This window comes from Pseudomonas rhizosphaerae, from assembly GCF_000761155.1.
Taxonomy (GTDB): Bacteria; Pseudomonadota; Gammaproteobacteria; order Pseudomonadales; family Pseudomonadaceae; genus Aquipseudomonas; species Aquipseudomonas rhizosphaerae.
Genome location: NZ_CP009533.1, coordinates 3,790,388 through 3,814,817, shown reverse-complemented (window position 1 = coordinate 3,814,817; position 24,430 = coordinate 3,790,388). Strand labels below are relative to the sequence as shown.

Annotated in this window: 25 protein-coding genes and 1 other RNA gene; 13 read left to right on the top strand and 13 right to left on the bottom strand. The window is 62.5% G+C overall.

All coding sequences use genetic code 11. The features are described from left to right. Window positions 1–6 precede the first annotated feature (6 nt). From ubiH to LT40_RS16925, 3 genes are read right to left on the bottom strand one after another with little or no spacing between them, the layout of a single operon-like run. On the bottom strand, window positions 7–1,203 hold the full coding sequence (gene ubiH, locus LT40_RS16935) for a 2-octaprenyl-6-methoxyphenyl hydroxylase (RefSeq protein WP_043192267.1): 1,197 nt from the start codon (window positions 1,201–1,203) through the stop codon (window positions 7–9). Further along, a complete protein-coding gene (gene pepP, locus LT40_RS16930; RefSeq protein ID WP_043192266.1) occupies window positions 1,200–2,531 on the bottom strand; it encodes a Xaa-Pro aminopeptidase in 1,332 nt (443 codons plus the stop codon). The genes ubiH and pepP overlap by 4 nt, the downstream gene beginning before the upstream one ends. A gap of 26 nt (window positions 2,532–2,557) precedes the next feature. Further along, window positions 2,558–3,115 (bottom strand): YecA/YgfB family protein, encoded by a 558-nt coding sequence (locus LT40_RS16925; RefSeq protein ID WP_043192265.1) that lies wholly within the window; start codon window positions 3,113–3,115, stop codon window positions 2,558–2,560. 165 nt (window positions 3,116–3,280) lie between these two features. Here LT40_RS16925 and LT40_RS16920 point away from each other — a divergent pair, with 165 nt between their 5' ends. From LT40_RS16920 to LT40_RS16910, 4 genes are all read left to right on the top strand, one after another. Further along, window positions 3,281–3,490, top strand: coding sequence for a TIGR02449 family protein (locus LT40_RS16920; RefSeq protein WP_043193782.1), 210 nt, complete (start codon window positions 3,281–3,283; stop codon window positions 3,488–3,490). Continuing rightward, window positions 3,487–3,804, top strand: a complete 318-nt coding sequence (locus tag LT40_RS16915) for a cell division protein ZapA (RefSeq protein ID WP_043192264.1) — start codon at window positions 3,487–3,489, stop codon at window positions 3,802–3,804. The genes LT40_RS16920 and LT40_RS16915 overlap by 4 nt, the downstream gene beginning before the upstream one ends. Window positions 3,805–3,834: 30 nt before the next feature. Then, window positions 3,835–4,012, top strand: a non-coding RNA gene (gene ssrS / locus LT40_RS21405) — 6S RNA. A 101-nt stretch (window positions 4,013–4,113) separates the two neighbouring features. After that, complete coding sequence (locus LT40_RS16910; protein ID WP_043192263.1) at window positions 4,114–4,731, top strand: 5-formyltetrahydrofolate cyclo-ligase; 618 nt, start codon at window positions 4,114–4,116, stop codon at window positions 4,729–4,731. A 42-nt stretch (window positions 4,732–4,773) separates the two neighbouring features. Here the strand turns inward: LT40_RS16910 and LT40_RS21760 are convergent, their stop codons facing one another. Further along, complete coding sequence (locus LT40_RS21760; protein WP_148308573.1) at window positions 4,774–4,926, bottom strand: hypothetical protein; 153 nt, start codon at window positions 4,924–4,926, stop codon at window positions 4,774–4,776. A 196-nt stretch (window positions 4,927–5,122) separates the two neighbouring features. Here LT40_RS21760 and LT40_RS16905 point away from each other — a divergent pair, with 196 nt between their 5' ends. After that, window positions 5,123–5,572, top strand: a complete 450-nt coding sequence (locus LT40_RS16905; RefSeq protein ID WP_043192262.1) for an EVE domain-containing protein — start codon at window positions 5,123–5,125, stop codon at window positions 5,570–5,572. 68 nt (window positions 5,573–5,640) lie between these two features. Here the strand turns inward: LT40_RS16905 and LT40_RS16900 are convergent, their stop codons facing one another. Continuing rightward, complete coding sequence (locus LT40_RS16900) at window positions 5,641–6,057, bottom strand: flagellar basal body-associated protein FliL (RefSeq protein ID WP_043192261.1); 417 nt, start codon at window positions 6,055–6,057, stop codon at window positions 5,641–5,643. 280 nt (window positions 6,058–6,337) lie between these two features. Between LT40_RS16900 and glpT the strand changes: the two genes are divergently transcribed. Further along, window positions 6,338–7,684, top strand: coding sequence for a glycerol-3-phosphate transporter (gene glpT / locus LT40_RS16895; RefSeq protein WP_043192260.1), 1,347 nt, complete (start codon window positions 6,338–6,340; stop codon window positions 7,682–7,684). An 18-nt stretch (window positions 7,685–7,702) separates the two neighbouring features. On the opposite strand, the gene LT40_RS16890 is transcribed toward glpT, so the two are convergent. The 6 genes from LT40_RS16890 to trxA all read right to left on the bottom strand — a co-directional run bounded on the left by LT40_RS16890 (window position 7,703) and on the right by trxA (window position 15,033). Further along, on the bottom strand, window positions 7,703–8,377 hold the full coding sequence (locus tag LT40_RS16890) for a gamma-glutamylcyclotransferase (RefSeq protein WP_043192259.1): 675 nt from the start codon (window positions 8,375–8,377) through the stop codon (window positions 7,703–7,705). 260 nt (window positions 8,378–8,637) lie between these two features. Next, complete coding sequence (locus tag LT40_RS16885; RefSeq protein ID WP_043192258.1) at window positions 8,638–9,609, bottom strand: CDP-6-deoxy-delta-3,4-glucoseen reductase; 972 nt, start codon at window positions 9,607–9,609, stop codon at window positions 8,638–8,640. Then, the gene (gene ubiD / locus LT40_RS16880; RefSeq protein WP_043192257.1) at window positions 9,609–11,075 is read right to left on the bottom strand and encodes a 4-hydroxy-3-polyprenylbenzoate decarboxylase; all 1,467 of its coding nucleotides are present in this window, start codon (window positions 11,073–11,075) and stop codon (window positions 9,609–9,611) included. Before ubiD ends, LT40_RS16885 begins: the two co-directional genes overlap by 1 nt. Before the next feature lie 72 nt (window positions 11,076–11,147). After that, a complete protein-coding gene (locus LT40_RS16875; protein ID WP_043192256.1) occupies window positions 11,148–13,112 on the bottom strand; it encodes an acyltransferase family protein in 1,965 nt (654 codons plus the stop codon). A gap of 99 nt (window positions 13,113–13,211) precedes the next feature. Continuing rightward, window positions 13,212–14,471, bottom strand: coding sequence for a transcription termination factor Rho (gene rho / locus LT40_RS16870; RefSeq protein WP_043192255.1), 1,260 nt, complete (start codon window positions 14,469–14,471; stop codon window positions 13,212–13,214). 232 nt (window positions 14,472–14,703) lie between these two features. Continuing rightward, on the bottom strand, window positions 14,704–15,033 hold the full coding sequence (gene trxA / locus LT40_RS16865) for a thioredoxin TrxA (RefSeq protein WP_043192254.1): 330 nt from the start codon (window positions 15,031–15,033) through the stop codon (window positions 14,704–14,706). 318 nt (window positions 15,034–15,351) lie between these two features. Between trxA and LT40_RS16860 the strand changes: the two genes are divergently transcribed. From LT40_RS16860 to ppx, 5 genes are all read left to right on the top strand, one after another. Next, the gene (locus LT40_RS16860) at window positions 15,352–16,134 is read left to right on the top strand and encodes a transporter substrate-binding domain-containing protein (RefSeq protein WP_043192253.1); all 783 of its coding nucleotides are present in this window, start codon (window positions 15,352–15,354) and stop codon (window positions 16,132–16,134) included. 16 nt (window positions 16,135–16,150) lie between these two features. Further along, a complete protein-coding gene (locus LT40_RS16855; RefSeq protein ID WP_043192252.1) occupies window positions 16,151–16,816 on the top strand; it encodes an amino acid ABC transporter permease in 666 nt (221 codons plus the stop codon). After that, window positions 16,813–17,463 (top strand): amino acid ABC transporter permease, encoded by a 651-nt coding sequence (locus LT40_RS16850; RefSeq protein ID WP_084139837.1) that lies wholly within the window; start codon window positions 16,813–16,815, stop codon window positions 17,461–17,463. The genes LT40_RS16855 and LT40_RS16850 overlap by 4 nt, the downstream gene beginning before the upstream one ends. Continuing rightward, window positions 17,450–18,181, top strand: coding sequence for an amino acid ABC transporter ATP-binding protein (locus LT40_RS16845; RefSeq protein ID WP_043192250.1), 732 nt, complete (start codon window positions 17,450–17,452; stop codon window positions 18,179–18,181). The genes LT40_RS16850 and LT40_RS16845 overlap by 14 nt, the downstream gene beginning before the upstream one ends. A gap of 104 nt (window positions 18,182–18,285) precedes the next feature. Continuing rightward, window positions 18,286–19,788: an exopolyphosphatase gene (gene ppx / locus LT40_RS16840; RefSeq protein WP_043192249.1), complete on the top strand. Its 1,503-nt coding sequence runs from the start codon at window positions 18,286–18,288 to the stop codon at window positions 19,786–19,788. Between the two features lie 109 nt (window positions 19,789–19,897). Here ppx and ppk1 read toward each other — a convergent pair whose 3' ends face one another. Then, window positions 19,898–22,123 (bottom strand): polyphosphate kinase 1, encoded by a 2,226-nt coding sequence (ppk1, locus tag LT40_RS16835; protein ID WP_043192248.1) that lies wholly within the window; start codon window positions 22,121–22,123, stop codon window positions 19,898–19,900. Between the two features lie 269 nt (window positions 22,124–22,392). Between ppk1 and LT40_RS16830 the strand changes: the two genes are divergently transcribed. Together LT40_RS16830 and elbB are read left to right on the top strand one after the other, a co-directional pair. Then, complete coding sequence (locus LT40_RS16830; RefSeq protein WP_043192247.1) at window positions 22,393–23,007, top strand: DedA family protein; 615 nt, start codon at window positions 22,393–22,395, stop codon at window positions 23,005–23,007. Window positions 23,008–23,083: 76 nt separating this feature from the next. After that, window positions 23,084–23,743: an isoprenoid biosynthesis glyoxalase ElbB gene (gene elbB, locus LT40_RS16825; protein WP_043192246.1), complete on the top strand. Its 660-nt coding sequence runs from the start codon at window positions 23,084–23,086 to the stop codon at window positions 23,741–23,743. Window positions 23,744–23,752: 9 nt separating this feature from the next. Here the strand turns inward: elbB and LT40_RS16820 are convergent, their stop codons facing one another. After that, on the bottom strand, window positions 23,753–24,385 hold the full coding sequence (locus tag LT40_RS16820) for a LysE family transporter (protein WP_043192245.1): 633 nt from the start codon (window positions 24,383–24,385) through the stop codon (window positions 23,753–23,755). Window positions 24,386–24,430 lie beyond the last annotated feature (45 nt).

Genomic DNA, 24,430 nt, shown 5'->3' with positions numbered 1-24,430 from the left:
CTGTATTCATTGCCCTTTGATGTCCGACCGAGTGCCCAGGCCCATGGCCTGGCGTGCGAACCAGCGCTTGGCTGGCGGCAGCAAATCGAGCCCTAGCAGGCCCAGGTTGCGGCCTACCGCGACCCATGGATCAGGTGTCGCGAACAAGCGTGTCAGTTGGTCCGAAAAGCCCACGGTAAGGTTCTGATCCAGGCGCTGGCGTTGCTCATAGCCACGCAGCAGCGACAGCTGGCCGACATGGCCGGTACTGGCGAGCAAGGCATCGGCCAGCGCTTGCACATCGCGCATCGACAGGTTGAAACCCTGCCCGGCAATGGGGTGCAAGGCATGCGCCGCGTTGCCCAGGACCACCAGATTGGAACGCACCTGCTCCTCGGCACGGACCAGCGACAGCGGGTAGACGTGCCGGGCGCCGACGCGCTGCAGCGTCCCCAGGCGATAGCCGAACACCGCCTGCAGCTCGTGCAGAAACGCCTGGTCGGATAAACCCGAGAGGCGGCGGATATCGGCCGGCGTTCGTGTCCAGATAAGCGCGCAGCGGTTGTCGGGCAAAGGCAGCAAGGCCATCGGCCCGTCATCGGTGAAGCGCTCGAACGCCTGACCCTGGTGCGGGTTGCCAGGGGTGACGTTGGCGATCAGGGCGTCCTGATCGTAGCGCGTTTCCTGTACGGCAATGCCCAGTCGTTCGCGCAGTTCGGAACGCCCCCCGTCGGCCAGCACGGCCAGGTCGCACTGCACCTGGGTGCCGTCGTTCAAGGTCAATTCGTAACCGTCGGCCAAGGCCTGGGTGCCGATGACTTCCGCCGGACAGCGCCAGCTCACCACCTCCTGGTCCAGGGCCTGCCACAGACACTGGCCCAACCACGCGTTTTCCACTACATAGCCCAGTGCAGGCACGCCCTCGTCGTCCGCACGAAGCCGCGCGGTGCCGAAGCGCCCGCGGTCGGACACATGAATCTGCTGGATCGCTTCGGCGCGCTGGCTGATGGCCGGCCACAGCCCCAGGCGCTCATAGATCTGCCGGGTGCCGTAGGACAAGGCCGAGGAACGGGCATCATAGCTGGGCTGATAGGCATCGCCGGGGGCAAAACGCTCGATCAGGACGATTTTCCAGCCGCGAGCCTTGGCGCCGGCCTGCAAGGCCAGGGCCAGGCTCGCGCCCACCAGCCCGCCACCGATGATGGCCAGATTGAAGCGGCTCATGCCTCGGCCCGCGCGGCCGCCATCAGCGCCTCGATCTCGGCGACCGACTTGGGCACCGCCCCGGTAAGAATCTCGCAGCCTTTCTTGGTCACCACTACATCGTCCTCGATTCGTACGCCAATGCCGCGCCACTTCTTGGCAACGTCAAGATTGTCGGGCGCTATGTAGATACCAGGCTCCACGGTCAGGGTCATGCCGGGTTCGAGCACCCGCCACTCGCCACCCACCTTGTACTCGCCGACATCGTGCACATCCAGGCCCAGCCAGTGGCCGGCGCGGTGCATGTAGAACGCGCGGTGCGCGTCGCGGGCGATCAGCTCGTCGACCTCGCCCTTGAGCAGGCCCAGCCGCACCAGCCCGTGGGTTATGACCTGGACCGTGGCTTCATGGGCCTGGTTCCAGTGCTTGTCGGGACCAATCGCCGCGAAGGCCGCCTGCTGCGCCTCGAGCACCAGCTCGTAAATGGCTTTCTGCTCGGGGGAAAAGCGACCGCTGACCGGGAAGGTACGGGTGATGTCGCTGGCATAGCAGTCGATTTCGCAACCGGCGTCGATCAACACCAGGTCGCCGTCGCGCAGCAACGCATCGTTCTGTTGGTAATGCAAGATGCAGGCGTTGCGCCCCGCAGCCACGATCGAGCCATAGGCCGGCATCTTCGCCCCGCCTTTGCGGAACTCGTAGTCCAGCTCGGCTTCCAGGCTGTACTCGTGCAGCCCGGCGCGGCAGGCCTGCATGGCGCGCACATGGGCACGCGCGGAAATGTCGGCAGCCCGGCGCATGACCTTGACCTCGGCTGCCGACTTGTACAGCCGCATGTCGTGCAGCAGGTGGTCGAGCGCCTCGAATTCATTGGGCGGCTGGGCGCCCAGACGCGCCTTGGAACGGATGCTATTGATCCAGTCCATCAGGTGTCGATCGAACTCGGGATGGCTGCCAATCGATGAGTAGACACGATCTCGGCCCTCGATCAGGCCGGGCAGGATGTCGTCGATATCGCTGATGGGAAAGGCATCATCGGCACCGAAATCGCGCACCGCACCTTCCTGCCCTGCCCGCAGCCCGTCCCACAGCTCGCGCTCGGGGTTGCGCTCGCGGCAGAACAGCACGTACTCGCCATGCTCGCGCCCCGGGATCAAGGCGATCACCGCTTCGGGCTCGGGAAAGCCGCTCAGGTACTGGAAGTCGCTGTCCTGGCGGTAGACGTGCTCCACGTCGCGATTGCGGATGGCCACCGCGGCGGCCGGCAGGATGGCGATGCTGTTGGGCACCATCTGCGCCATCAGCGCCTTGCGGCGGCGGGCATATTCCGATTTCGGGATGTGGCTCATGGGCAGGCGCAGGCTCCAGGGTCAGGTCAGTGCAGCGACGGCTTGGGGCTGGCTGCGGTCGGGGGCTTGGCCGATTCGGTGTAGAGCAACAGTGGCGCGACGCGTAGGTACTCCATGACTTCCATGTAGTCGGTCTCGCCGTCTTCGGACTCTTCCAGCGCATCCTGCACCTGGGCGATGGCGGCCAGGTCCTGCAGCACTTCCATGGCCTCGGTGCTCAGCGCCGTGTCCCGCGCGGTCAGGCCGAAACCGGCCAGGAAACCCTGGCACCATTCGCCCAGGGCGGCAGCCCGCTCGGGCAGCGGCGACTCGTCGCTGGGCACCAGCAGCACCACGGTCATGTCGTCGCTGGTCAATTCGCCCTTGACCATTTCCTGCAGGCCGATCAGTGCCTGGCGAACGTTGTCTGCAGGCGGCGTGCCGAGCAGGTCGGCAGCATCGACCAGCCATGGCTCGACCTCGAAGCCGGCACCGGCGCAACTGCGCCCCAGCAACAAGCCGTGCAGTTCGGCGGGCGAGACGGTGTGGCCGCTGCTGGCAAGCAGGGCGGCGAAAGCGTGATAGGGGGAATTCTGAATAGGCATGGGCAACTAGGCGCCAGACGGCGCAATGACTAGAATGAAGGCCTTGTATCCTAGCACCGGCAACCGCGCCAGACTATCGACGCGGCCAACTACGTGTTCATCTTCACCGGACCTGCCAGTTCAGCGGCGGGCGACATTTTTTCCAACCGTATCTACCGGGACTCCATGGAACACAACGACCTGCAAGCGCTGATGAGCCGACTCGAATCATTGATCGGCCGAGTCGAGCAACTTAAACGACAAAACGGACTCCTATTAGCGCAGGAAAAGACCTGGCGCGAGGAACGCGCAAGTCTCATCGAAAAGAATGAAATCGCCCGGCGTAAGGTCGAGTCCATGATTTCGCGCCTCAAGGCCCTGGAGCAAGACTCATGAGTTCAAGCAATAGCGTCACCGTCCAGATCCTGGACAAGGAATACTCGATCATCTGCCCGCCGCAGGAGCGCAGCAATCTGGTCAACGCCGCCCGCTACCTGGACGGCAAGATGCGCGAGATCCGCAGCAGCGGCAAGGTGATCGGTGCCGACCGGATTGCTGTCATGGCCGCACTCAACATTACCCACGACCTGCTGCATCGCCAGGACACGCCTGCACAGCCGGTCAACGACAACACCCGCGAACAGGTTCGCGACCTGCTCGAACGCGTGGATCTGGTGCTCGCCAACGATCCGGAAACGCCCAAGGGCTGAAATCCGCAAAGCTTTTCTGTATACTGGCGTCACTCCCTGGAGTGCTTGCCAGTCGGTCATGTCCCTGAGCCGATACGCACAACCACGGGGGTTGCACGTGGGGTTGGTGTGCATGTCCGCTCGACGGAAAGCCTTAAAACCTCCTGTGATCTCCACCTTGAACTTTCGGGTTCAAGGGCTACACCGACAGCGGTTCGTCGGGGAGTACCTGAATTTCCAGCCCATGCCAGCTCGACTCGGCGTGGGCTTTTCATTTGTCGCTGGGCAGTACAGCCCCGGTGGCGTCCGTGATCAGGATCGACCGCGCCCATGACCGTCTCCGCGCCGCTGCCTCGTGAACAACTGTCTCGGCAACAATTGCGCCGCCAGCTGCGCGCCGCACGTCGCGCCCTCACCCCCGCACAACAGCGTCAGGCTGCCCAGTGCCTTTATCGGCAACTGGCTCAGCATCCGTTGTTTCGGCGTGCCCGGCACATTGCGCTGTATCTACCGAACGACGGTGAAATAGACCCGCGGCCCTTGCTGCGTGAAGCCCAGCGGCGCGGCAAGCGGACCTACCTGCCGGTGCTCAGCGATTGGCCGCGCACCAAGATGGTGTTTCAGCAGGTACGCCGAGGCGAAAAGCTTCGTCCCAACCGCTTTGGCATTCCGGAGCCACGTATCAAGCGCGCACGTCAACGCACCATCTGGGCGCTGGATCTGATCCTGCTGCCGCTGGTGGGGTTCGATGACGAAGGGGGGCGCCTGGGTATGGGCGGCGGCTTTTACGACCGCAGCCTGGCGTATCGCCCACGCCGCACGGCCTGGCATGCACCGGTGCTGGTGGGTCTGGCCCATGAGTGCCAGAAGGTCGAGCGGCTGGCGCAAGCCAGCTGGGATGTACCGTTGCAGGGCACGGTCACGGACAGGGGTTGGTATCTGACTTGAAACCTGTGGGAGCGGTCAGTAGCCGCGAAAGCCGCGCCGCCGTTACCGCGAGTTCACCACCGAAGTCTGCACCACGGTCAACTCCACACCCGTATCCGCCTTGCTCGCCCACAGACTCTGCGCGTATCCGGTAGTGACCACACCCAGGCCAAACAAGATCACCAATGTCCACAACAAATCCGGCTTACGGCGCATCGACGTTGCCCCCCTACAGGCAATTCAGGAATAAACAGAACGGTATTCTGGCGTGCCGGACAGCAACGCCGGGCTTAAATTTGCGCGCATTCTGGGGCAAGCTTCCGTGACAAGCAAACTTTGTGCACAACCAATTGTCGGCTGCATTTCAATCCCTTGAAAGCTGGCCATTTCGTATCACTGAGGAACTTCCGTCATGGCCTATTGGTTGATGAAATCCGAACCCGATGAACTGTCCATCCAAGGTTTGGCCACGCTTGGCCAAACCCGCTGGGACGGCGTTCGCAACTACCAGGCGCGTAATTTCCTGCGCGCCATGGCGGTGGGCGACGAGTTCTTTTTCTATCACTCCAGCTGTCCGGAACCTGGCATCGCCGGCGTAGGCAGGATCGTGGCCGCCGACTACCCAGACCCCACCGCTCTGGACCCGGACAGCCCCTACTTCGACGCCAAGGCCAGCACTGAGAAGAATCCCTGGACCTCGGTCGACGTGGCGCATGTGGAGACCTTTGGCAAAGTCCTTGGGCTTGGTTATCTGAAGCAGCAAGCAGGTCTGGCCGACATGCCTCTGGTGCAGAAAGGCAGCCGTCTTTCGGTAATGCCGGTGACGGCTGAGCAGTGGGCGGTGGTGATGCAGTTGCGCTGAGCATTCGAATAGGCCGTGGCCAACGCTGAAATTGTTGCCGCTCGAGTGCCGACTGACCGTCTGCGCTGTTACTGCACGATCAGGTTGTTGAACAGCAAGTCTTCCACGATGGGCTTGCCCTCTTCGTCGTTCATCACCTGCTGCAATTGCTTGAGGGCTTCCTGGCGCAGCTTTTCCTTGCCCTCGATATTGCTCATTGATTCAGTGGTCTGCTGGGCGAAGAGTGCCACCAGTTGGTTGCGCAGCAGAGGATCCTGCCGTTTGACTGCGGCCTCGGCTTCCACCCCGGTCACCTTCAAGGCGATGTCTGCCTTGTACACACGCAGCTTGGGGCCGCCGTCGAGCGCGTAGTTGCCCACGAACGGCGGAGTCATGCCGATGTAGGCGACCTTGGGCACGGCATTTTCACCTTCTTTGGCCGCTTCATTGGCCATCACGGCGGTTGGCAGGGCCAACGCCAGCACTATGGATACCCAGGCTTTCATCTTTCATTTCTCCGCAAGGTCGTGTCCTGGCCGGGACTGTCATGCTGCCGGCGCTGTTACCTGCCTGTATCGGCCAGTACGGGCAATTCAATAGCTAGTCGCATTCGATGAGCTGAAACGCTTCTTCAAAAGCGAGAAGCCGTTTGCTCGGTAGAACTGAACCGCTTAAGTTCGCATTGCAACATTTTCGCAGCTCCATTGAGCGGTAATGAATGTTATTTTCGGTAATGAAACTGTAATATTCGAATTCGCAGCAAATAACAATAAATGGAGCTTGTGCATGTTCGCCTTCTTTCGTCCCGCCCCTCATCGCGCAGCCCTGCCCGATGAAAAGATAGACAGCACCTACCGCCGCCTGCGCTGGCAGATCTTCGCCGGGATATTCATCGGTTACGCCGGCTATTACCTGCTGCGCAAGAACTTCTCGCTGGCCATGCCGTTCCTCATCGAAGAGCAGGGCTACACCCGCGGCCAGCTGGGCCTGGCGATGTCGGCCATTGCCATCTCCTATGGCCTGTCGAAGTTCCTCATGGGGATCGTCTCGGACCGCTCAAACCCGCGTTACTTCCTGCCGTTCGGCCTGATGGTGTCCGCCGGCGTGATGTTCGTGTTCGGTTTCGCGCCTTGGGCTACGTCCAGCGTCACCATGATGTTCATATTGCTGTTCATCAACGGCTGGGCTCAAGGCATGGGCTGGCCGCCGAGTGGACGGACCATGGTGCACTGGTGGTCGCAGAAGGAACGCGGCGGCGTGGTATCGGTATGGAACGTCGCCCACAACGTCGGCGGTGGCCTGATCGGTCCGCTGTTCCTGCTGGGCATGGGCCTGTTCAACGACTGGCACGCAGCATTCTACGTCCCCGCTGCCGTGGCGCTGCTGGTGGCTCTGTTCGCCTTCGCGACGATGCGCGATACACCGCAATCGGTTGGCCTGCCACCGATCGAGCAGTACAAGAACGATTACCCGGAAGGCTACGATGCCAGCCACGAAGAAGAATTCACCGCCAAGGAAATCTTCGTCAAGTACGTGCTGCGCAACAAGATGCTGTGGTACATCGCCTTGGCCAACGTGTTCGTCTACCTGCTGCGCTACGGCGTGCTGGACTGGGCGCCCACCTACCTCAAGGAAGCCAAGCACTTCACCGTGGACACCACCTCATGGGCGTATTTCTTCTATGAGTGGGCGGGCATTCCCGGCACCCTGCTGTGCGGCTGGATGTCGGACAAGATCTTCCGCGGCAACCGCGGGCTGACCGGCGTGGTGTTCATGGCCCTGGTGACCGTGGCTACCCTGGTGTACTGGCTCAACCCGCCGGGCAACCCGACCGTGGACATGATCGCGCTGTTCTCGATCGGGTTCCTGATCTATGGCCCGGTGATGTTGATCGGCCTGCAGGCCCTGGAGTTGGCACCGAAGAAAGCGGCCGGTACTGCCGCCGGTTTCACCGGCCTGTTCGGCTACCTGGGCGGTTCGGTCGCCGCCAGCGCAGCGATGGGCTACACCGTGGATCACTTCGGTTGGGACGGTGGTTTTGTCCTGCTGATCGGCGCCTGCCTGTTGGCGATCGTGTTCCTGATCCCCACGCTCTGGCACAAGCAAGTCGCCAGCACCGAGCGCCATGCCTGATTCGGGGGCAATATGCCGTCAGGGCAGGAATTGCTGCGAAGCTTGAGTGCAGCTGCCCTGATGGCAACGCTTGAGCCTGGCTTCCAGGTTCTTGTCCGGCATCGCGTGGTTACGCAGGGCACTGATGGTCTGCTCGACGTAATCGCGGGTGCTGCCGAACCGCCCACTGGCACTGTCCAGAATCTGCGTCAGCAGGTTGTCGGGCAAGTTGCCCGCATAGCTGGGCAGATGCCGCTCCAATACGAAACCCAGCGCCTGCACCCGGGTGCCGTCTTCCAGGCGGCAGTTGAGCCAGTGCGGGCGGTACGAGGGATAGGGCATCTCGCGCTTCCACAGCGCCAGCAGTGACTCTTCGAGATTTTCCGCAGGCAAGCGATAGGCGAACCCGGCACAGGAGCCACCCCGGTCCAGACCAAACACCAGGCCGGGACGCTCGGGCGTGCCACGGTGCTCGTGGGACCAGAGGTACAAGCCTCGGTGATAGCCATGCACGCGCGCCCGGCGACGCTCCGCAGCGCTGCACTCCGGCCGCCAGATAAGCGAGCCGTAGGCGAACAGCCAGACCGGGCCGCCATGATGACGCCGCATGGTCGTGTCCAGCGAATGAAGAAGTTGCTCGTGGGTCAATTGCGGCCCGAGATCGAGCGACGGTGGATAGACCACATTCAAGTGCGCAGTTTCGAATACCGACATAAGCAGTCGCCTGTTATCCCCGTAAGATTGCAATGACACCTTACTCTAACGCATTGCAAGTCCTGCACTTCTACCGTATGGCAGATAAATCAACAAATACAATTGCTTATAATCAACTTTAAATAAATGAGTTATAAGCACCAAACAGGTACATGGCCAAATTCGCGTGCACGATTTCACGCCAATGCGACTGCGTCGGGGTCGACGCAGGCATTGCACGGGAATGAATCAGGCAACGAAATGAAGCAGTGCCGGTGAAACTAGAGCGGACGCGGCGCGTAGGCGAAGACATCCGCACGCATCTGGTGCGCATCCATCCCGGCATTGACCAGAGCATCGAGCGTGGCGTAGATCATCGCTGGCGAACCACTGCCGTAGACGTGCACGCCGCCCAGGTCGGCAATGTCCTCGCAGACCGCTTCGTGCAGCATGCCGCAGCGCCCTTCCCAACCGCACAGGTCGCTCACCACCTTGTTCAGGAACAGGTTGGGCAACAGTTTCCACTGCTCCCAATGTTCCAGTTCGTAGAAATCCTCGGGCCGACGTACACCCCAATACAGATGCACCGGATGCTTGAAGCCCTGGGAGCGGCAGTGCTCGATCAGACTGTTCATCTGCGCCATGCCGGTGCCTGCAGCGATCAGCACCAACGGCCCATCAGGCAGCTCGGCCAGGTGCGTATCGCCGTAGGGCATGTGCACACGGGCCATGCCGTTACGCTGCAACTGCTCAATCAGACTTTGCGCGCTGGCCTCGCGGACCAGCACGTGCAATTCCAGATCGCGCCCGCTGTGAGGCGCCGACGCCAGGGAAAAGGCTGATTTTTCGCCGTTGTCGCGCTCGATCATCAGGTACTGGCCGGCGTGGTAGCGCGGCGGCTTGCCAGCCGGCGCACGCAGGCGCACGCGCCAGACGTCGCCGCCGATATCGACGCAGTCGACCAGTTGGCAGGCGAGGCTGCGCACCGGCAACTCGCCTTTGGCCAGCACGCCGTCCCAGAGGATCACGCAGTCTTCAAGCGGCTCGGCGATACAGGTATGAAATTCGCCCCGATCGATCACGGCACCTTCCTCGCGAACGCTGCCTTCCACCAGCACCGCGCTGCACACATGGCAATTGCCATTGCGACAGCTCTGCGGGCAGTCGTAGCCCAAGCGCTGCGCGGCGGCCAGGATTCGCTCGCCAGGCAAGGTTTCCAGCACCACGCCCGAAGGTTGCAAGGTCACACGCATCAATCTATTCCCAACTGATTCCAGAGTTCATCGATGCGTCGGGTCACGGCCTCGTCCTTGACGATGACCCGGCCCCATTCACGCGTAGTCTCGCCCGGCCACTTGTGCGTGGCGTCCAGGCCCATCTTCGAGCCCAGGCCCGACACCGGCGAGGCAAAATCCAGGTAATCGATCGGGGTGTTGTCGATCAGCACGGTGTCGCGCTTGGGGTCCATGCGCGTAGTGATGGCCCAGATCACGTCGTTCCAGTCCCGGGCATTGATGTCGTCGTCGGTGACGATGACGAACTTGGTGTACATGAACTGGCGCAGGAACGACCACACCCCGAGCATCACCCGCTTGGCATGCCCCGGGTACTGCTTCTTCATGGTGACCACCGCCATGCGGTACGAACACCCTTCGGGCGGCAGGTAAAAGTCGGTGATTTCCGGGAACTGCTTCTGCAGGATCGGCACGAACACTTCGTTCAGCGCCACGCCCAGGATCGCCGGCTCATCCGGCGGCCGGCCGGTGTAGGTGCTGTGGTAGATCGGCTTGATCCGGTGGGTGATGCGCTGCACCGTGAAGACTGGAAACTTGTCGACTTCGTTGTAGTAGCCGGTGTGATCGCCGTATGGCCCTTCGTCGGCCATCTCGCCTGGATGTATCACCCCTTCCAGGATGATCTCGGCGGTCGCCGGCACTTGCAGGTCATTGCCGCGGCACTTCACCAACTCGGTGCGGTTGCCGCGCAGCAGCCCGGCGAAGGCGTATTCGGAAAGGCTGTCGGGGACCGGCGTCACCGCACCCAGGATGGTCGCAGGGTCGGCACCCAGGGCCACCGCCACGGGAAAGGGCTGGCCCGGGTGCTTGTCGCACCATTCGCGGTAATCCAGGGCACCGCCGCGATGACTCAGCCAGCGCATGATGACCTTGTTGCGGCCGATCACCTGCTGACGATAGATACCCAGGTTCTGGCGTTCCTTGTTCGGCCCCTTGGTGACCGTCAGGCCCCAGGTGATCAACGGCGCGACGTCGCCGGGCCAGCAATGCTGCACGGGCAGCAGGCCAAGGTCGACGTCGTCACCCTCCAGGACGATCTCCTGGCAGGGCGCGTCCTTGATCACCTTGGGCGCCATGGCGATGATCTTCTTGAAGATCGGCAGCTTGGACCAGGCATCGCGCAGCCCCTTGGGCGGCTCGGGCTCCTTGAGGAACGCCAGCAGCTTGCCGATCTCGCGCAGCTCGCTCACCGATTCGGCGCCCATGCCCATGGCCACCCGCTCGGGCGTGCCGAACAGGTTGCCCAGCACCGGAATGTCGAAGCCGGTGGGCTTTTCGAACAGCAACGCCGGCCCTTTTGCGCGCAGGGTGCGGTCGCACACCTCGGTCATTTCGAGCACCGGCGAGATAGGCACCTGAATGCGTTTCAACTCTCCGCGCTGCTCAAGCTGCTGCACGAAATCCCGAAGATCCTTGAATTTCATCGACCATGCCAGTTAGAAAATAAGCCTACATCCTACCTGCTCTGGCGGCCGCTCGCAGCCGCCGCCTGGGCTTTAATGGGAATTGCCCTGGCCGGTGACCTTCGCCGGTGAAAGCAAGGGTGCGAACAGCGGCGCCACGAAGCGGGCAGCATCGTCGCCCAAGTGATTGTCATCCATGTACAACGAGTGCCCCGCGGCCTCGGCCACGCAGGTGATGCCGTCGGCGCAGAACAGCCTGGTTGTGTCGAGAATACGGACCTGGGGATCGCCAGCGGCCAGTTCGGCGAATAGCGCATGCATGAACGCCTGGCGCTGCCGATGCTCGCTCAGACTACGTCCGACGCCCTGCGTGGGTCGTTCCAGCATGGCCAGGCGACTGAGCCGATAGGGCGCGTTGGCGCTCTGCAAGGGGACCTCGTCGAGCAGCCAGACGCGGCTGCCCCCTTGGCGCAGGGCCTGCACTTCGCGCTTGAGCGCGTCGGCCATCTGGGCCGATGTATCAGGCCCAGGCAGGCGATAGGTCAGGTCGCCATGCTCGTCGCCATACAGGTACAACGTCCAGCGCGCGACCAGCACGACGTCGCGCCGCGGCGCCTGAGCGATCACCCTGCGGACCTGTGCATTGAACTGACGGCACAACGCATTGCGCTCCAGCCCGGCGACCGGTATGCAGCCGGCCGAACTGGCCAGGTCGAGGGCCTGACCGGTGTGCTCGCTATGTACCCGCAGCGCCGGTATCAGCGCAGCGGCATGGCTGTCACCCCAGACCAGCGGCGGCAACGCCTCGTCGCCTCGAGGTCCGAAGTGACAGATCAGGCGTTCGGGCGCGGTAGCCGCTTCGAACATGCAATCACGCTGCCCGGCATGCCACTGGCTGGCATTGGCATAACCCAGCGCCTGCGTCGACAGTCGCCACGGCACCCCTTCGCTCCAGCGCAGGGACTGACCGGCCAGGCCCACCAGAACCATGGCCAGCAGTGCCCCCAGCAGTGCCTGGCGCGGCTGGGCCAGCCAACGCCGACCTCGCATAGGTGTTTCGACCCAGCGCCAGGACAGGTAGCCGAGCAGCAAACTGCACAGCATCAGCGCGAGGTTCTCGTGCATGGCGATACCGTCGACGGCGGCGTACTCGGCGAATACATGCACCGGCCAATGCCACAGGTACCAGGAATACGAAATCAAACCCACCGCCACCATCGGCCGTGTGCCCAGCATGCGTGACAACCAGGTGCCCTGCCCGCTGCCGGACCAGATGATTGCCACCGTACCCAGTACCGGCAGCAATGCCGCCATGCCGGGGAACGCGGTCTGCCAATCGTAGCAGGCGATGGCCACGGCAACGGCGGCGATCCCGGCCGTGGCCACGGCGTGGCGCACCACCGACGACACTGCCCGGTCGAACACGGGCGCAACTGCCAGCAGGCTACCAGCCAGCAACTCCCACGCCCGCGCCGGCAGCAGAAAGAACGCTTGCGCAGACGCGTGCTGCACTTGCCAAAGGCTCACCGCGAGCGACACCAAGGCAATCCCCAGCAAGCCCCGGCGCCAGGCTTTCACATAGCGTCCCAGCAAGGCCAGCAACAGCGGCAGAAGAATGTAGAACTGCTCTTCCACCGCCAGCGACCAGGTGTGCAACAGTGGCTTGAGCTCCGAATCGGTATCGAAATAGCCGTCCTGCCGCGCGAACAGTACGTTGGAGATGAACATCGCCTGGTACCGCGCCGAACGTCCCAGCTCCTCGTAGTCACGGGGCACCAGCAGGAACCAGCCGACGACCAGGCAGGCCACCACCATCACCACCAGGGCCGGCAGTATACGCCGCGCACGCCGCACCCAGAACGCCACGAAACTGAAGTGGCCCGACGCACGCTCGCGGCAGATGATCGAGGTGATCAGGTAGCCCGAAATGACGAAGAACACGTCGACGCCGACGAATCCGCCGGCGAAACCCGGAATACCAAAGTGGAACAACACCACGGCAATGACGGCCACGGCGCGCAAGCCGTCGATGTCACGTCGATAGGCTAGGTGATTCATAACAATCCTTGTCGGCCGAGCGGGTCTGGCGGAATGGGTGAACGGTGAAAATAAGAATGGCGCCGCAAGGGCGCCATTCGGATCAAGCAGCCGGTGGGCTTACTTGCGTTTCATCGACAGGAAGAACTCGTCGTTGGTCTTGGTCTGCTTGAGCTTGTCGATCAGGAACTCGATGGCTGCGACTTCGTCCATCGGGTGCAGCAGCTTGCGCAGGATCCACATGCGCTGCAGTTCGTCGTCGGCGGTCAGCAGCTCTTCGCGACGGGTACCGGAACGGTTGATGTTTATGGCCGGGAAGACGCGCTTCTCGGCGATCTTGCGGTCCAGGGGCAGTTCCATGTTGCCGGTACCCTTGAACTCTTCGTAGATCACTTCATCCATCTTCGAGCCGGTTTCGACCAGCGCGGTGGCGATGATGGTCAGCGAACCGCCTTCCTCGATGTTACGCGCGGCGCCGAAGAAACGCTTCGGCTTCTCCAGGGCGTGAGCGTCGACACCACCGGTCAGGACCTTGCCGGAGCTCGGGATCACGGTGTTGTAGGCACGCGCCAGACGGGTGATGGAGTCGAGCAGGATGACCACGTCCTTCTTGTGCTCGACCAGGCGCTTGGCCTTCTCGATCACCATCTCGGCCACTTGCACGTGGCGGGTTGGCGGCTCGTCGAAGGTCGAGGCGACCACTTCGCCGCGCACGGTGCGCTGCATCTCGGTCACTTCTTCCGGACGCTCGTCGATCAGCAGGACGATCAGGTGGCATTCGGGGTTGTTGCGCGTGATGTTCGACGCGATGTTCTGCAGCATGATGGTCTTGCCCGCTTTCGGCGGAGCGACGATCAGGCCACGCTGGCCCTTGCCGATCGGTGCACACAGGTCGATGACGCGACCGGTGAGGTCTTCGGTGGAACCGTTGCCGGCTTCCATCTTCATGCGCACCGTAGGGAACAGTGGCGTGAGGTTTTCGAAGAGAATCTTGTTTTTCGCGTTTTCCGGGCGGTCGAAGTTGATGGTATCGACTTTCAACAGGGCGAAATAACGCTCGCCTTCCTTGGGCGGCCGGATCTTGCCGACGATGGTGTCGCCGGTACGCAGGTTGAAGCGGCGGATCTGGCTGGGCGAGACGTAGATGTCGTCTGGGCCGGCCAGGTACGAGGCGTCAGCCGAACGCAGGAAGCCGAAGCCGTCCTGGAGAATCTCCAGCACGCCATCACCGGAGATTTCCTCACCGCTTTTGGCGTGCTTCTTCAACAGGGAGAAAATCACATCCTGCTTGCGCGAACGGGCCATATTTTCTATGCCCATCTGTTCGGCCATTTCGAGCAGATCGGTGATCGGCTTTTGCTTGAGTTCAGTCAGGTTCATAAGGGAATGACGTAATCATGTATGGAGGGGAGAAATTAAGCTTTGGGCTTAATGAGGCCGCGCCGCAGAGAAGGCGACAGGATCGCGTACTGATTCGAGTAGGAGTGCGTCGGCGACGGCTTGCAGGGGGCAGAGGAGAAACCAATGCGAGGCCGAATGTAACACCTCGATTTGTAGGCGTCTAGTATTGCGCCCAGAAAAAGGCCCCGACGAATGCGGGGCCTTTGGGGTATCAGATGTTGGCGTCCAGGAAGGCTGCCAACTGCGACTTGGACAGCGCGCCGACCTTGGTCGCCTCGACGTTGCCGTTCTTGAACAGCATCAGCGTCGGGATGCCGCGCACGCCGTGCTTGGCCGGGGTTTCCTGATTCTCGTCGATGTTGAGCTTGGCGACGGTCAGCTTGCCCTTGTAGGTTTCGGCGATCTCGTCGAGGACCGGGGCGATCATCTTGCACGGGCCACACCACTCGGCCCAGTAGTCGACGAGTACAGCGCCGTCAGCCTTGAGTACATCTGCTTCGAAGCTGGCGTCGCTGACGTGCTTGATAAGGTCGCTGCTCATGGAGTGTCTCCGTGGTCATATTCGGAAAGAAAAACGTGGCCCATCATAGCGGCACAGCGCTGCTACAGGAAGCCGATGATCATTGATCATCACTATGAACAGTGGTGATACAGCCAATGGAACCCTGTGCGATGCACCAGGAGTGACCGTAGGGCTGGGCTGCCGCGCTCCGCAACGGTGCGCGCCGGGACCACAACTGGGCAACCCTCGCGACCCGATTCGCATCGCCACGCGGCACGGCCCGTGCCCTGCCCCATTCTGGCACGCGCTGTGCTACCACCCTGGCAACCTCGACTCGACCGTAATCGGAGTATTGCCATGATTTCGCGCTGCAGCTTGCTGTTCACTGCCCTGGTCGCCAGCCTCATGCTGGGCCAGGTCGCCCACGCCGATGGCCTGAGCGACATCACCGAGCGCGGTACCCTGCGTGTCGCCGTGCCGCAGGACTTCCCCCCCTTCGGTTCGGTCGGTCCCGACATGCAGCCGCGTGGCCTGGACATCGACACGGCCAAGCTGATCGCCGATCAACTGAAGGTGAAGCTGCAGCTCACCCCGGTAAACTCCACCAACCGCATTCCCTACCTCACCACCGGCAAGGTCGACCTGGTCATCTCGAGCCTGGGCAAGAACGCCGAACGTGAGCAGGTCATCGATTTTTCCAGTGCCTACGCGCCCTTCTACCTGGCCGTGTTCGGTCCGCCGGAAGCACCGGTCGCCAACCTCGACGACCTCAAGGGCAAGACCATCAGCGTGACCCGTGGCGCCATCGAGGATATCGAGCTGAGCAAGGTCGCCCCCGAAGGCCTGACCATCAAGCGCTTCGAAGACAACAACTCGACCATCGCCGCCTACCTCGCCGGTCAGACCGATCTGATCGCCAGCGGCAACGTGGTGATGGTGGCCATCTCGGAGAAGAACCCCAAGCGCATTCCAGCCTTGAAGATCAAGCTCAAGGATTCCCCGGTGTACGTGGGCATCAACAAGCAACAGCCCGAGCTGCTGACCAAGGTCAACGAGATCATTGCCGCGGGCAAGAAAGACGGCAGCCTGGAAAAGAACGCGCAGACCTGGCTGAAGCAGCCGCTGCCCGCCGATCTCTGATTGTCGAGCGTACGCAATGGCTTATCAGTTCGCTTTCGCCCCGGTACTCGCCCAGGCCGACCTGCTGCTCAAGGGGGCACTGTTCACCCTTGAGCTGACCGCCATCGGCGCGCTGCTCGGGGTGTCCGTGGGCATCGTCGGCGGCGCCGTGCGGGCCTGGCAGATCAAGCCGTTCGCCGGCCTCTTCGGGGTCTACGTGGAGTTGATCCGCAACACGCCCTTCCTGGTGCAGCTGTTCTTCATCTTCTTCGGCCTGCCCAGCCTGGGCGTGCAGATCAGCGAATGGCAGGCCGCGGTGCTGGCCATGGTGGTCAATCTGGGGGCCTATTCCACCGAGATCATCCGTGCCGGCATCCAGGCCATACCCAAGGGCCAGCTCGAAGCGTCGGCGGCCCTGGCCATGAGTCGGTTCGAAGCCTTCCGCTACGTGGTCCTTCAGCCTGCGCTGGCCAAGGTCTGGCCGGCGCTGAGCAGCCAGATCATCATTGTCATGCTGGGTTCGGCGGTGTGTTCGCAGATCGCCACGCAGGAGTTGAGCTTCTACGCCAACTTCATTCAGTCGCGTAATTTCCGCGCCTTCGAGACGTATGTGCTGACCACTCTGGTGTACCTGGCCATGTCGATCCTGATCCGCATGCTGCTGAACTGGCTGGGTCGGCGTTTCATCATGAGGAACAGTTGATGGATTTCACCCTGTGGGACATCGTGCGCAATCTGCTCACCGGCCTGCAATGGACCCTGGCCTTGAGCCTGGTGGCGTTCATCGGCGGCGGGCTGATCGGCTTGCTGGTGATGACCCTGCGTATCTCGCCCATGCATCCACTGCGCACCCTCGCGCGTTGCTACATTGAAGTGTTCCAGGGCACGCCGCTGCTGATGCAGCTGTTTCTGGTGTTCTTCGGCGTGGCGCTGATGGGCGTGGACATCTCGCCTTGGGTGGCCGCGGCCCTGGCCCTGACGCTGTTCACCAGCGCCTACCTGGCCGAGATCTGGCGCGGTTGCGTGGAGTCCATCGGCAACGGCCAGTGGGAAGCCTCGGCCAGCCTGGCACTGACCCGCACCGAGCAACTGCGCTACGTGATCCTGCCCCAGGCCTTGCGCATCGCCGTGGCGCCGACTGTGGGCTTTTCGGTGCAGGTGGTCAAGGGCACCGCGGTGACCTCGATCATCGGCTTCACCGAGCTGACCAAGACCGGCAGCATGCTGGCCAACGCCACCTTCGAACCCTTCATGGTCTACGGCTTCGTCGCCCTGGGCTACTTCGCCCTGTGCTACCCGCTGTCGCTCAGTGCCCGCTATCTGGAAAGGAGGCTGCATGCCGCTGCTTAGGATTTCCGCCCTGCACAAGTACTACGGCGATCATCACGTGCTCAAGGGCATCGACCTGAGTGTGGACGAAGGTCAGGTGGTCGCGATCATCGGCCGCAGCGGTTCGGGCAAGAGCACCCTGCTGCGCACCCTGAACGGCCTGGAATCGATCAACGACGGCGTCATCGAAGTCGATGGTGAATACCTGGATGCCGCGCGCGCCGATTTGCGCAGCCTGCGCCAGAAGGTCGGCATGGTGTTCCAGCAGTTCAACCTGTTCCCGCACCTGAGCGTGGGCGAGAACGTCATGCTCGCCCCGCAGGTGGTGCAGAAGGTGCCCAAGGCCCGCGCCCGCGAGCTGGCCCGCGAGATGCTCGAGCGCGTCGGTCTGGGGGAAAAGTTCGATGCGTTTCCCGATCGGCTGTCCGGCGGCCAGCAACAGCGCGTGGCGATTGCCCGGGCACTGGCCATGTCGCCCAAGGTGCTGCTGTGCGACGAGATCACCTCGGCGCTGGACCCGGAGCTGGTCAACGAAGTGCTCAGCGTGGTGCGCAAGCTGGCCGAAGACGGCATGACGTTGATCATGGTCACCCATGAAATGCGCTTCGCCCGCGAAGTCGGGGACAAGCTGGTGTTCATGCACCACGGCAAGGTGCATGAAGTGGGCGACCCCAAGGAGTTGTTCGTCAATCCGCGCACGCCTGAGCTGGCGCAGTTCATCGGTATGCAACCGGCTTGAAGCTCGCCTGGGCTCGGGCCTGGGGGCAAAGATCAGGATGGCGCGTTGGCGCCGTCGCCTGATCGTGGCACGATGCGGGGGTTAACGACCGAGATCCTTTGACCATGCCGCAGACCAAAGCCAAGAACCTGTCCCTGATCGCCGCCATCGACCTGGGCTCGAACAGCTTTCATATGGTGGTGGCCAAGGCCCACGTCAATGAAATCCGCATCCTCGAGCGCCTGGGGGAAAAGGTCCAGCTCGCCGCCGGCATCGACGAAGAGCGCCAGCTCAGCGAAGAGTCGATGCAGCGCGGCCTGGACTGCCTCAAGCGCTTTGCCCAACTGATCAACGGCCTGCCCCTGGGCGCCGTGCGCATCGTTGGCACCAATGCCCTGCGCGAAGCGCGCAACCGCAACGAATTCATCGTCCGCGCCGAGCAGATCCTCGGCCATCCGGTGGAGGTCATCTCCGGCCGCGAAGAAGCCCGCCTTATCTATCTGGGCGTTTCCCATACCCTGGCCGACACGCCGGGCAAGCGCCTGGTCGCCGACATCGGCGGCGGCAGTACCGAATTCATCATCGGCCAGCGTTTCGAGCCCTTGTTGCGCGAAAGCCTGCAGATGGGTTGCGTGAGCTACACCCAGCGCTACTTCCGCGACGGCAAGATCACCCCCGCCCGCTATGCCCAGGCCTACACGGCGGCGCGTCTGGAGATCATGAGCATCGAAAACGCTCTGCATCGGCTCAGTTGGGACGAGGCCATCGGCTCGTCCGGCACCATCCGCGCCATCGGCCTGGCACTGAAGGCCGGCGGTCAGGGCAGCGGCGAGGTCAACGCCGACGGCCTGGCCTGGCTCAAGCGCAAGCTGTTCAAGCTGGGCGACGTAGACAAGATCGACTTCGAGGGCATCAAGCCCGACCGCCGAACCATTTTCCCGGCCGGGTTGGCGATTCTCGAGGCGATCTTCGATGCGCTCGCCCTGCAACGCATGGACCATTGCGATGGCGCCCTGCGCGAGGGCGTGCTGTACGACCTGCTCGGTCGTCATCACCACGAGGACGTGCGCGAGCGCACCTTGAGTTCGCTGATGACCCGCTATCACGTCGATGTCGAGCAGGCCGAGCGCGTGGAGCGCAAGGCTTTGCATGCCTTCGATCAGGTGGCGGCGGACTGGGAGCTGGAAGACGGTGTCTGGCGCGAACTATTGGGCTGGGCGGCCAAGGTCCATGAGATCGGCCTGGACATCGCCCACTACCATTACCACAAGCACGGCGCTTACCTGATCGAGCATTCGGACCTGGCCGGGTTTTCGCGTGAAGACCAGCAGATGCTGGCCCTGCTGGTGCGCGGCCACCGACGCAATATCCCCAAGGACAAGTTCGCCGAGTTCGGCGACGACGGGATGCAGTTGATCCGCCTGTGCGTGCTGCTGCGCTTCGCCATCCTGTTCCACCACATCCGTGGCACCCAGGAGATGCCGGCGGTGTCCCTGCATGCCAAGGCCAAGAGCCTGGATGTAGTGTTCCCCGATGGCTGGCTGGAAAACAACCAGTTGACCCAGGCCGACTTCGCCCAGGAAGCCGAATGGCTGACTCGGGTGGGCTTCACCCTGACCGTTCGCTGAAGACCGCACAGGCCCTTTCGCGGGCAGAGACCCGCTCCCACATTGGAATGCGATCCCTGTGGGAGCGGGTCTCTGCCCGCGAAGGGGGCACTGCCGATCTTGCTGGCCGCTAGCGCACCGGCAAGATCGGGTTGCTCAGCCGCTCCAGCAGGGTGTCCTGCGCGCTGCGGGCGTTCTGGTTGCCGGTCGGGGTGTTGCGCACGTAGCGCCCGTCGGCCTGCAGGATCCAGGAGTGGGTGTTGTCGGTCAGGTAGCTTTCCAGCTCCTTCTTGACCCGCATGATCAACTTCTTGCCTTCGACCGGGAAACAGGTCTCGACGCGCTTGTCGAGGTTGCGCTCCATCCAGTCGGCACTGGACAGGAACATCTGCTCCTCGCCACCGTTGAGGAAGTAGAACACCCGCGTGTGCTCCAGGAACCGTCCGATGATCGAGCGCACATGGATATTGTGCGACACTCCGGGAATGCCCGGCCGCAGGCAGCACATGCCGCGCACTACCAGATCGATGCGCACGCCCGACTGGCTCGCCTTGTACAGCGCGCGAATGATCTTCGGATCGGTCAGCGAGTTGAACTTGGCGATGATGTGCGCCGGCTTGCCGTCGACCGCGTACTGGGTCTCGCGCGCGATCATGTCGAGCATGCCCTTCTTCAGCGTGAAGGGTGCGTGCAGCAACTTTTTCATGCGCAGCGTCTTGCCCATGCCGATCAACTGGCTGAACAGCTTGCCGACGTCTTCGCACAGCGCATCGTCCGAGGTCAGCAGGCTGTAGTCGGTATACAGCTTGGCGTTGCCGGCGTGATAGTTACCGGTGCCCAAGTGCGCGTAGCGCACGATCTCGCCCGCTTCGCGACGCAGAATGAGCATCATCTTGGCGTGGGTCTTGAACCCCACCACGCCATAGATCACCACTGCGCCGGCTGCCTGCAGGCGGCTGGCCAGTTGCAGGTTGGATTCCTCGTCGAAGCGCGCCCGCAGCTCGATGACCGCGGTGACTTCCTTGCCGTTGCGGGCGGCGTCCACCAGCGCATCGACGATCTCGGAGTTGGCACCGCTGCGGTACAGCGTCTGCCGCACGGCCAGCACATGAGGGTCCTTGGCGGCCTGGCGCAGCAGGTCGACCACCGGCGTGAACGACTCGAACGGGTGCAGCAGAAGGATGTCCTGCTTGCTGACCACGCTGAAGATGTTCTCGCTGTTTTGCAGCAATTTCGGAATCTGTGGCGTGAACGGCAGGTACTGCAGCTCCGGATGGCTGTCCAGGCCGGTGATACTGAACAGGCGGGTCAGGTTGACCGGGCCATTGACCTGATACAGCTCGGTCTCGGACAGGTTGAACTGCTTGAGCAGGTAGTCGGACAGGTGCTTGGGGCAGGTGTCGGCCACTTCCAGGCGCACCGCATCACCGTAGCGCCGCGAAAACAGCTCGCCGCGCAGGGCGCGCGCCAGGTCTTCCACGTCTTCGGTGTCGACCGACAGGTCGGCGTTGCGGGTCAGGCGGAACTGATAGCAGCCCTTGACCTTCATGCCCTGGAACAGGTCATCGGCGTGGGCATGGATCATCGAGGACAGGAAGACGAAATTGTCACCCGGCCCACCGACATCCTCGGGCACCTTGATCACGCGGGGCAACAAGCGCGGCGCCGGTATGATCGCCAACCCCGAATCACGGCCGAAGGCGTCGATGCCCTCGAGCTCGACGATGAAGTTCAGGCTCTTGTTCACCAGCAGCGGGAACGGGTGCGTGGGATCGAGGCCGATGGGGGTGATGATCGGTGCGATCTCGTCGCGGAAATAGCGGCGCACCCAGGTCTTGAGCTTGGTCGTCCAGTGCCGCCGGCGAATGAAGCGAACCTGGTGCTTCTCCAGCTCCGGCAGCAGGATGTCATTGAGGATCGCGTACTGGCGATCGACATGGCCATGCACCAACTCGCTGATTCGGGCCAGTGCCTGATGCGGCTGCAGGCCATCGGCGCCAGCCTGCTCGCGGGCGAAGGTAATCTGCTTCTTCAGCCCCGCCACGCGGATCTCGAAGAACTCGTCGAGGTTGCTGGAAAAAATCAGCAAGAACTTGAGCCGCTCGAGCAGCGGATAAGATTCATCCAGAGCCTGTTCCAGCACGCGGATGTTGAACTGCAATTGCGACAGCTCGCGATGAATGTACAGGCTGCTGTCGTCCAGCCCCGGCACGACGATGTGCGGCGCCGGCGCGAGGGCCTCGCTCGGGTGCGCGGGTTCGACGATGGCTTCTATGACCAACGGCGCTTCTACCGGGGTTTCGACCACCGGCTGATCTTGGGTGAGAGCGACTTGAGTCTGGGCTTCGTTGTTCATCTGGCGTTCCCGGGGGCGTAACTGCCCTCTGCAATTGAGCGGCACGGATCGCGTAATGCGTCAGGATGCCATTGGCGCCTGCACGCTTGGAAGGGGGGCGCGACAGTTATAAGCATCGATTATGACGTTTGCATGACAGGCCGGCCGCATCCACATGGTGTCTACGATCTCTGGTTGACAAGCATTGTTCACGACAAGACACATTTGGACACTTTCATGTCTGTCCATGACGGGTTAGGCTGCGCATTCACTTCGCCAGCATCGATAAAATGCTCCAACAATTCCTGAACGATTTTGGCTATTTCGCCCTGTTCCTCGGCACGTTCTTCGAAGGCGAGACCATTCTGGTCCTGGCCGGGTTTCTGGCGTTCCGTGGCTACATGGATATCAACATGGTTGTGGTGGTGGCCTTCTTCGGCAGCTACGCAGGCGACCAGCTGTGGTATTTCATGGGCCGCAAGCACGGACGCAAGTTGTTGGCGCGCAAACCTCGCTGGCAGCTGCTTGGCGACCGTGCGCTGGAGCACATTCGTCGGCATCCGGACATCTGGGTCCTGAGCTTTCGCTTCGTCTATGGCCTGCGTACGGTCATGCCGGTCGCCATCGGCCTGTCGGGCTATCCGCCGCGGCGCTACCTCTTGCTCAATGGCATTGGCGCGGCGGTGTGGGCCACTGCGCTGGGGCTTGCGGCCTACCATTTCGGCTCGTTCCTGGAACACATGCTGGGCAACGTAAAGAAGTACGAGCTGTGGGTGCTGGGTGCGCTGGTGCTGGTCGGCGTCCTGTTCTGGATACGTCGCCGCATCAAGGCCGCACGCATCGCCCGCCAGGCTCGCCTGCAACCTCCAGCAGCCACGCCTACGCCCAGCGACGAACAGCCCTGATCGCCGACTCGAACTGAACACGCGACGCCGATCGGGATCCATGCTACTGAAACAGCGGACAGAATCGGAGTTCGACATGACCAAGAAAATCGCGGTGATCCTTTCCGGCTGTGGCGTCTATGACGGCAGCGAAATTCAGGAAAGCGTGATCACCCTGCTGCGCCTGGACCAACGCGGCTGTGAAGTGCAGTGCTTCGCCCCCGACGTTGCCCAGAAGCACGTCATCAACCACCTCAATGGCGAGGAAATGCCCGAGTCGCGCAATGTGCTGGTGGAATCGGCGCGAATCGCCCGTGGCCAGGTCAAGGACATCGCCCTGGCCAACGCCGACGACTTCGATGCCTTGATCGTCCCCGGCGGCTTCGGCGCGGCGAAAAATCTGTCTTCCTTCGCCAGCGACGGCGCTGCCTGCTCGGTCAACCTGCAGGTGCAGGCACTGGCCGAGGCGTTCGCCGAAGCGCGCAAGCCGGTTGGCCTGATCTGCATCTCGCCGGCATTGGCCGCGAAGATCTACGGACCCGGCGTGACCTGCACCATCGGCACCGATGCCGACACCGCCCAAGCCATCGAGAAGATGGGCGGCACTCACCAGGAATGCGAAGTGACCGAGATCGTCGAGGACACCGCCCGCAAGCTGGTCAGCACACCTGCCTACATGAGCGCCAAGACCATCAGTGAGGCCGCTGCCGGCATCAACAAGCTGGTGGACCGGGTGATCGAGCTCACCCAGGCCTGACGGCCGGCTTCAGGCCGGCACTCGACGCAGGGTCGCGAGCAACGTCGCGGCGGCCACGAACAATCCTGCGAAGGTACGGTTCATGCGCCGTTGCTGACGTGGCGTGCGCAACAGGCGCAAGACCTTGGCCGCCAGTCCCGTGTAGCCGGCCATGACGATCAGGTCCACGGTCACCATGGTCGCGGCAATGGTCAGGTATTGAACCAGCAGTGGCGCGTGCGGATTGATGAACTGCGGCAACACGGCGAGCATGAACACCAGCGCCTTGGGGTTGCCGACGTTCACCAGAAAACCTCGCAGCACCAGGCTCGACGCCTTGCCGGCCGGCTTCTGCCCCGCTTCCTCGCTGATGTCGGCAGGCAGGGCACGCCATTGCTTGAACGCAAGATAGAGCAGATAGAGCACGCCAAACCACTTGATCGCCTGGAACGCCGTGGCCGACGCCGCGAGCACGGCACCGACGCCAGCCGCAATGATCGCAATCTGCAGGAGCAGCCCCAACTGCAGGCCGATCGCATTCCAGTAGCCGCGCAGGAACCCGTGCTGCAAGCCACTGGACATGGACGCGATAGCCCCAGCCCCCGGCGAAAGGCTGATGATCCAGCACGCCACCAAAAAGGCCAACCAGGTTTCCAGCAGCATACGGACCTCGACGCTCGAATAGGGACAGCCTAAGGTAAAACGGCG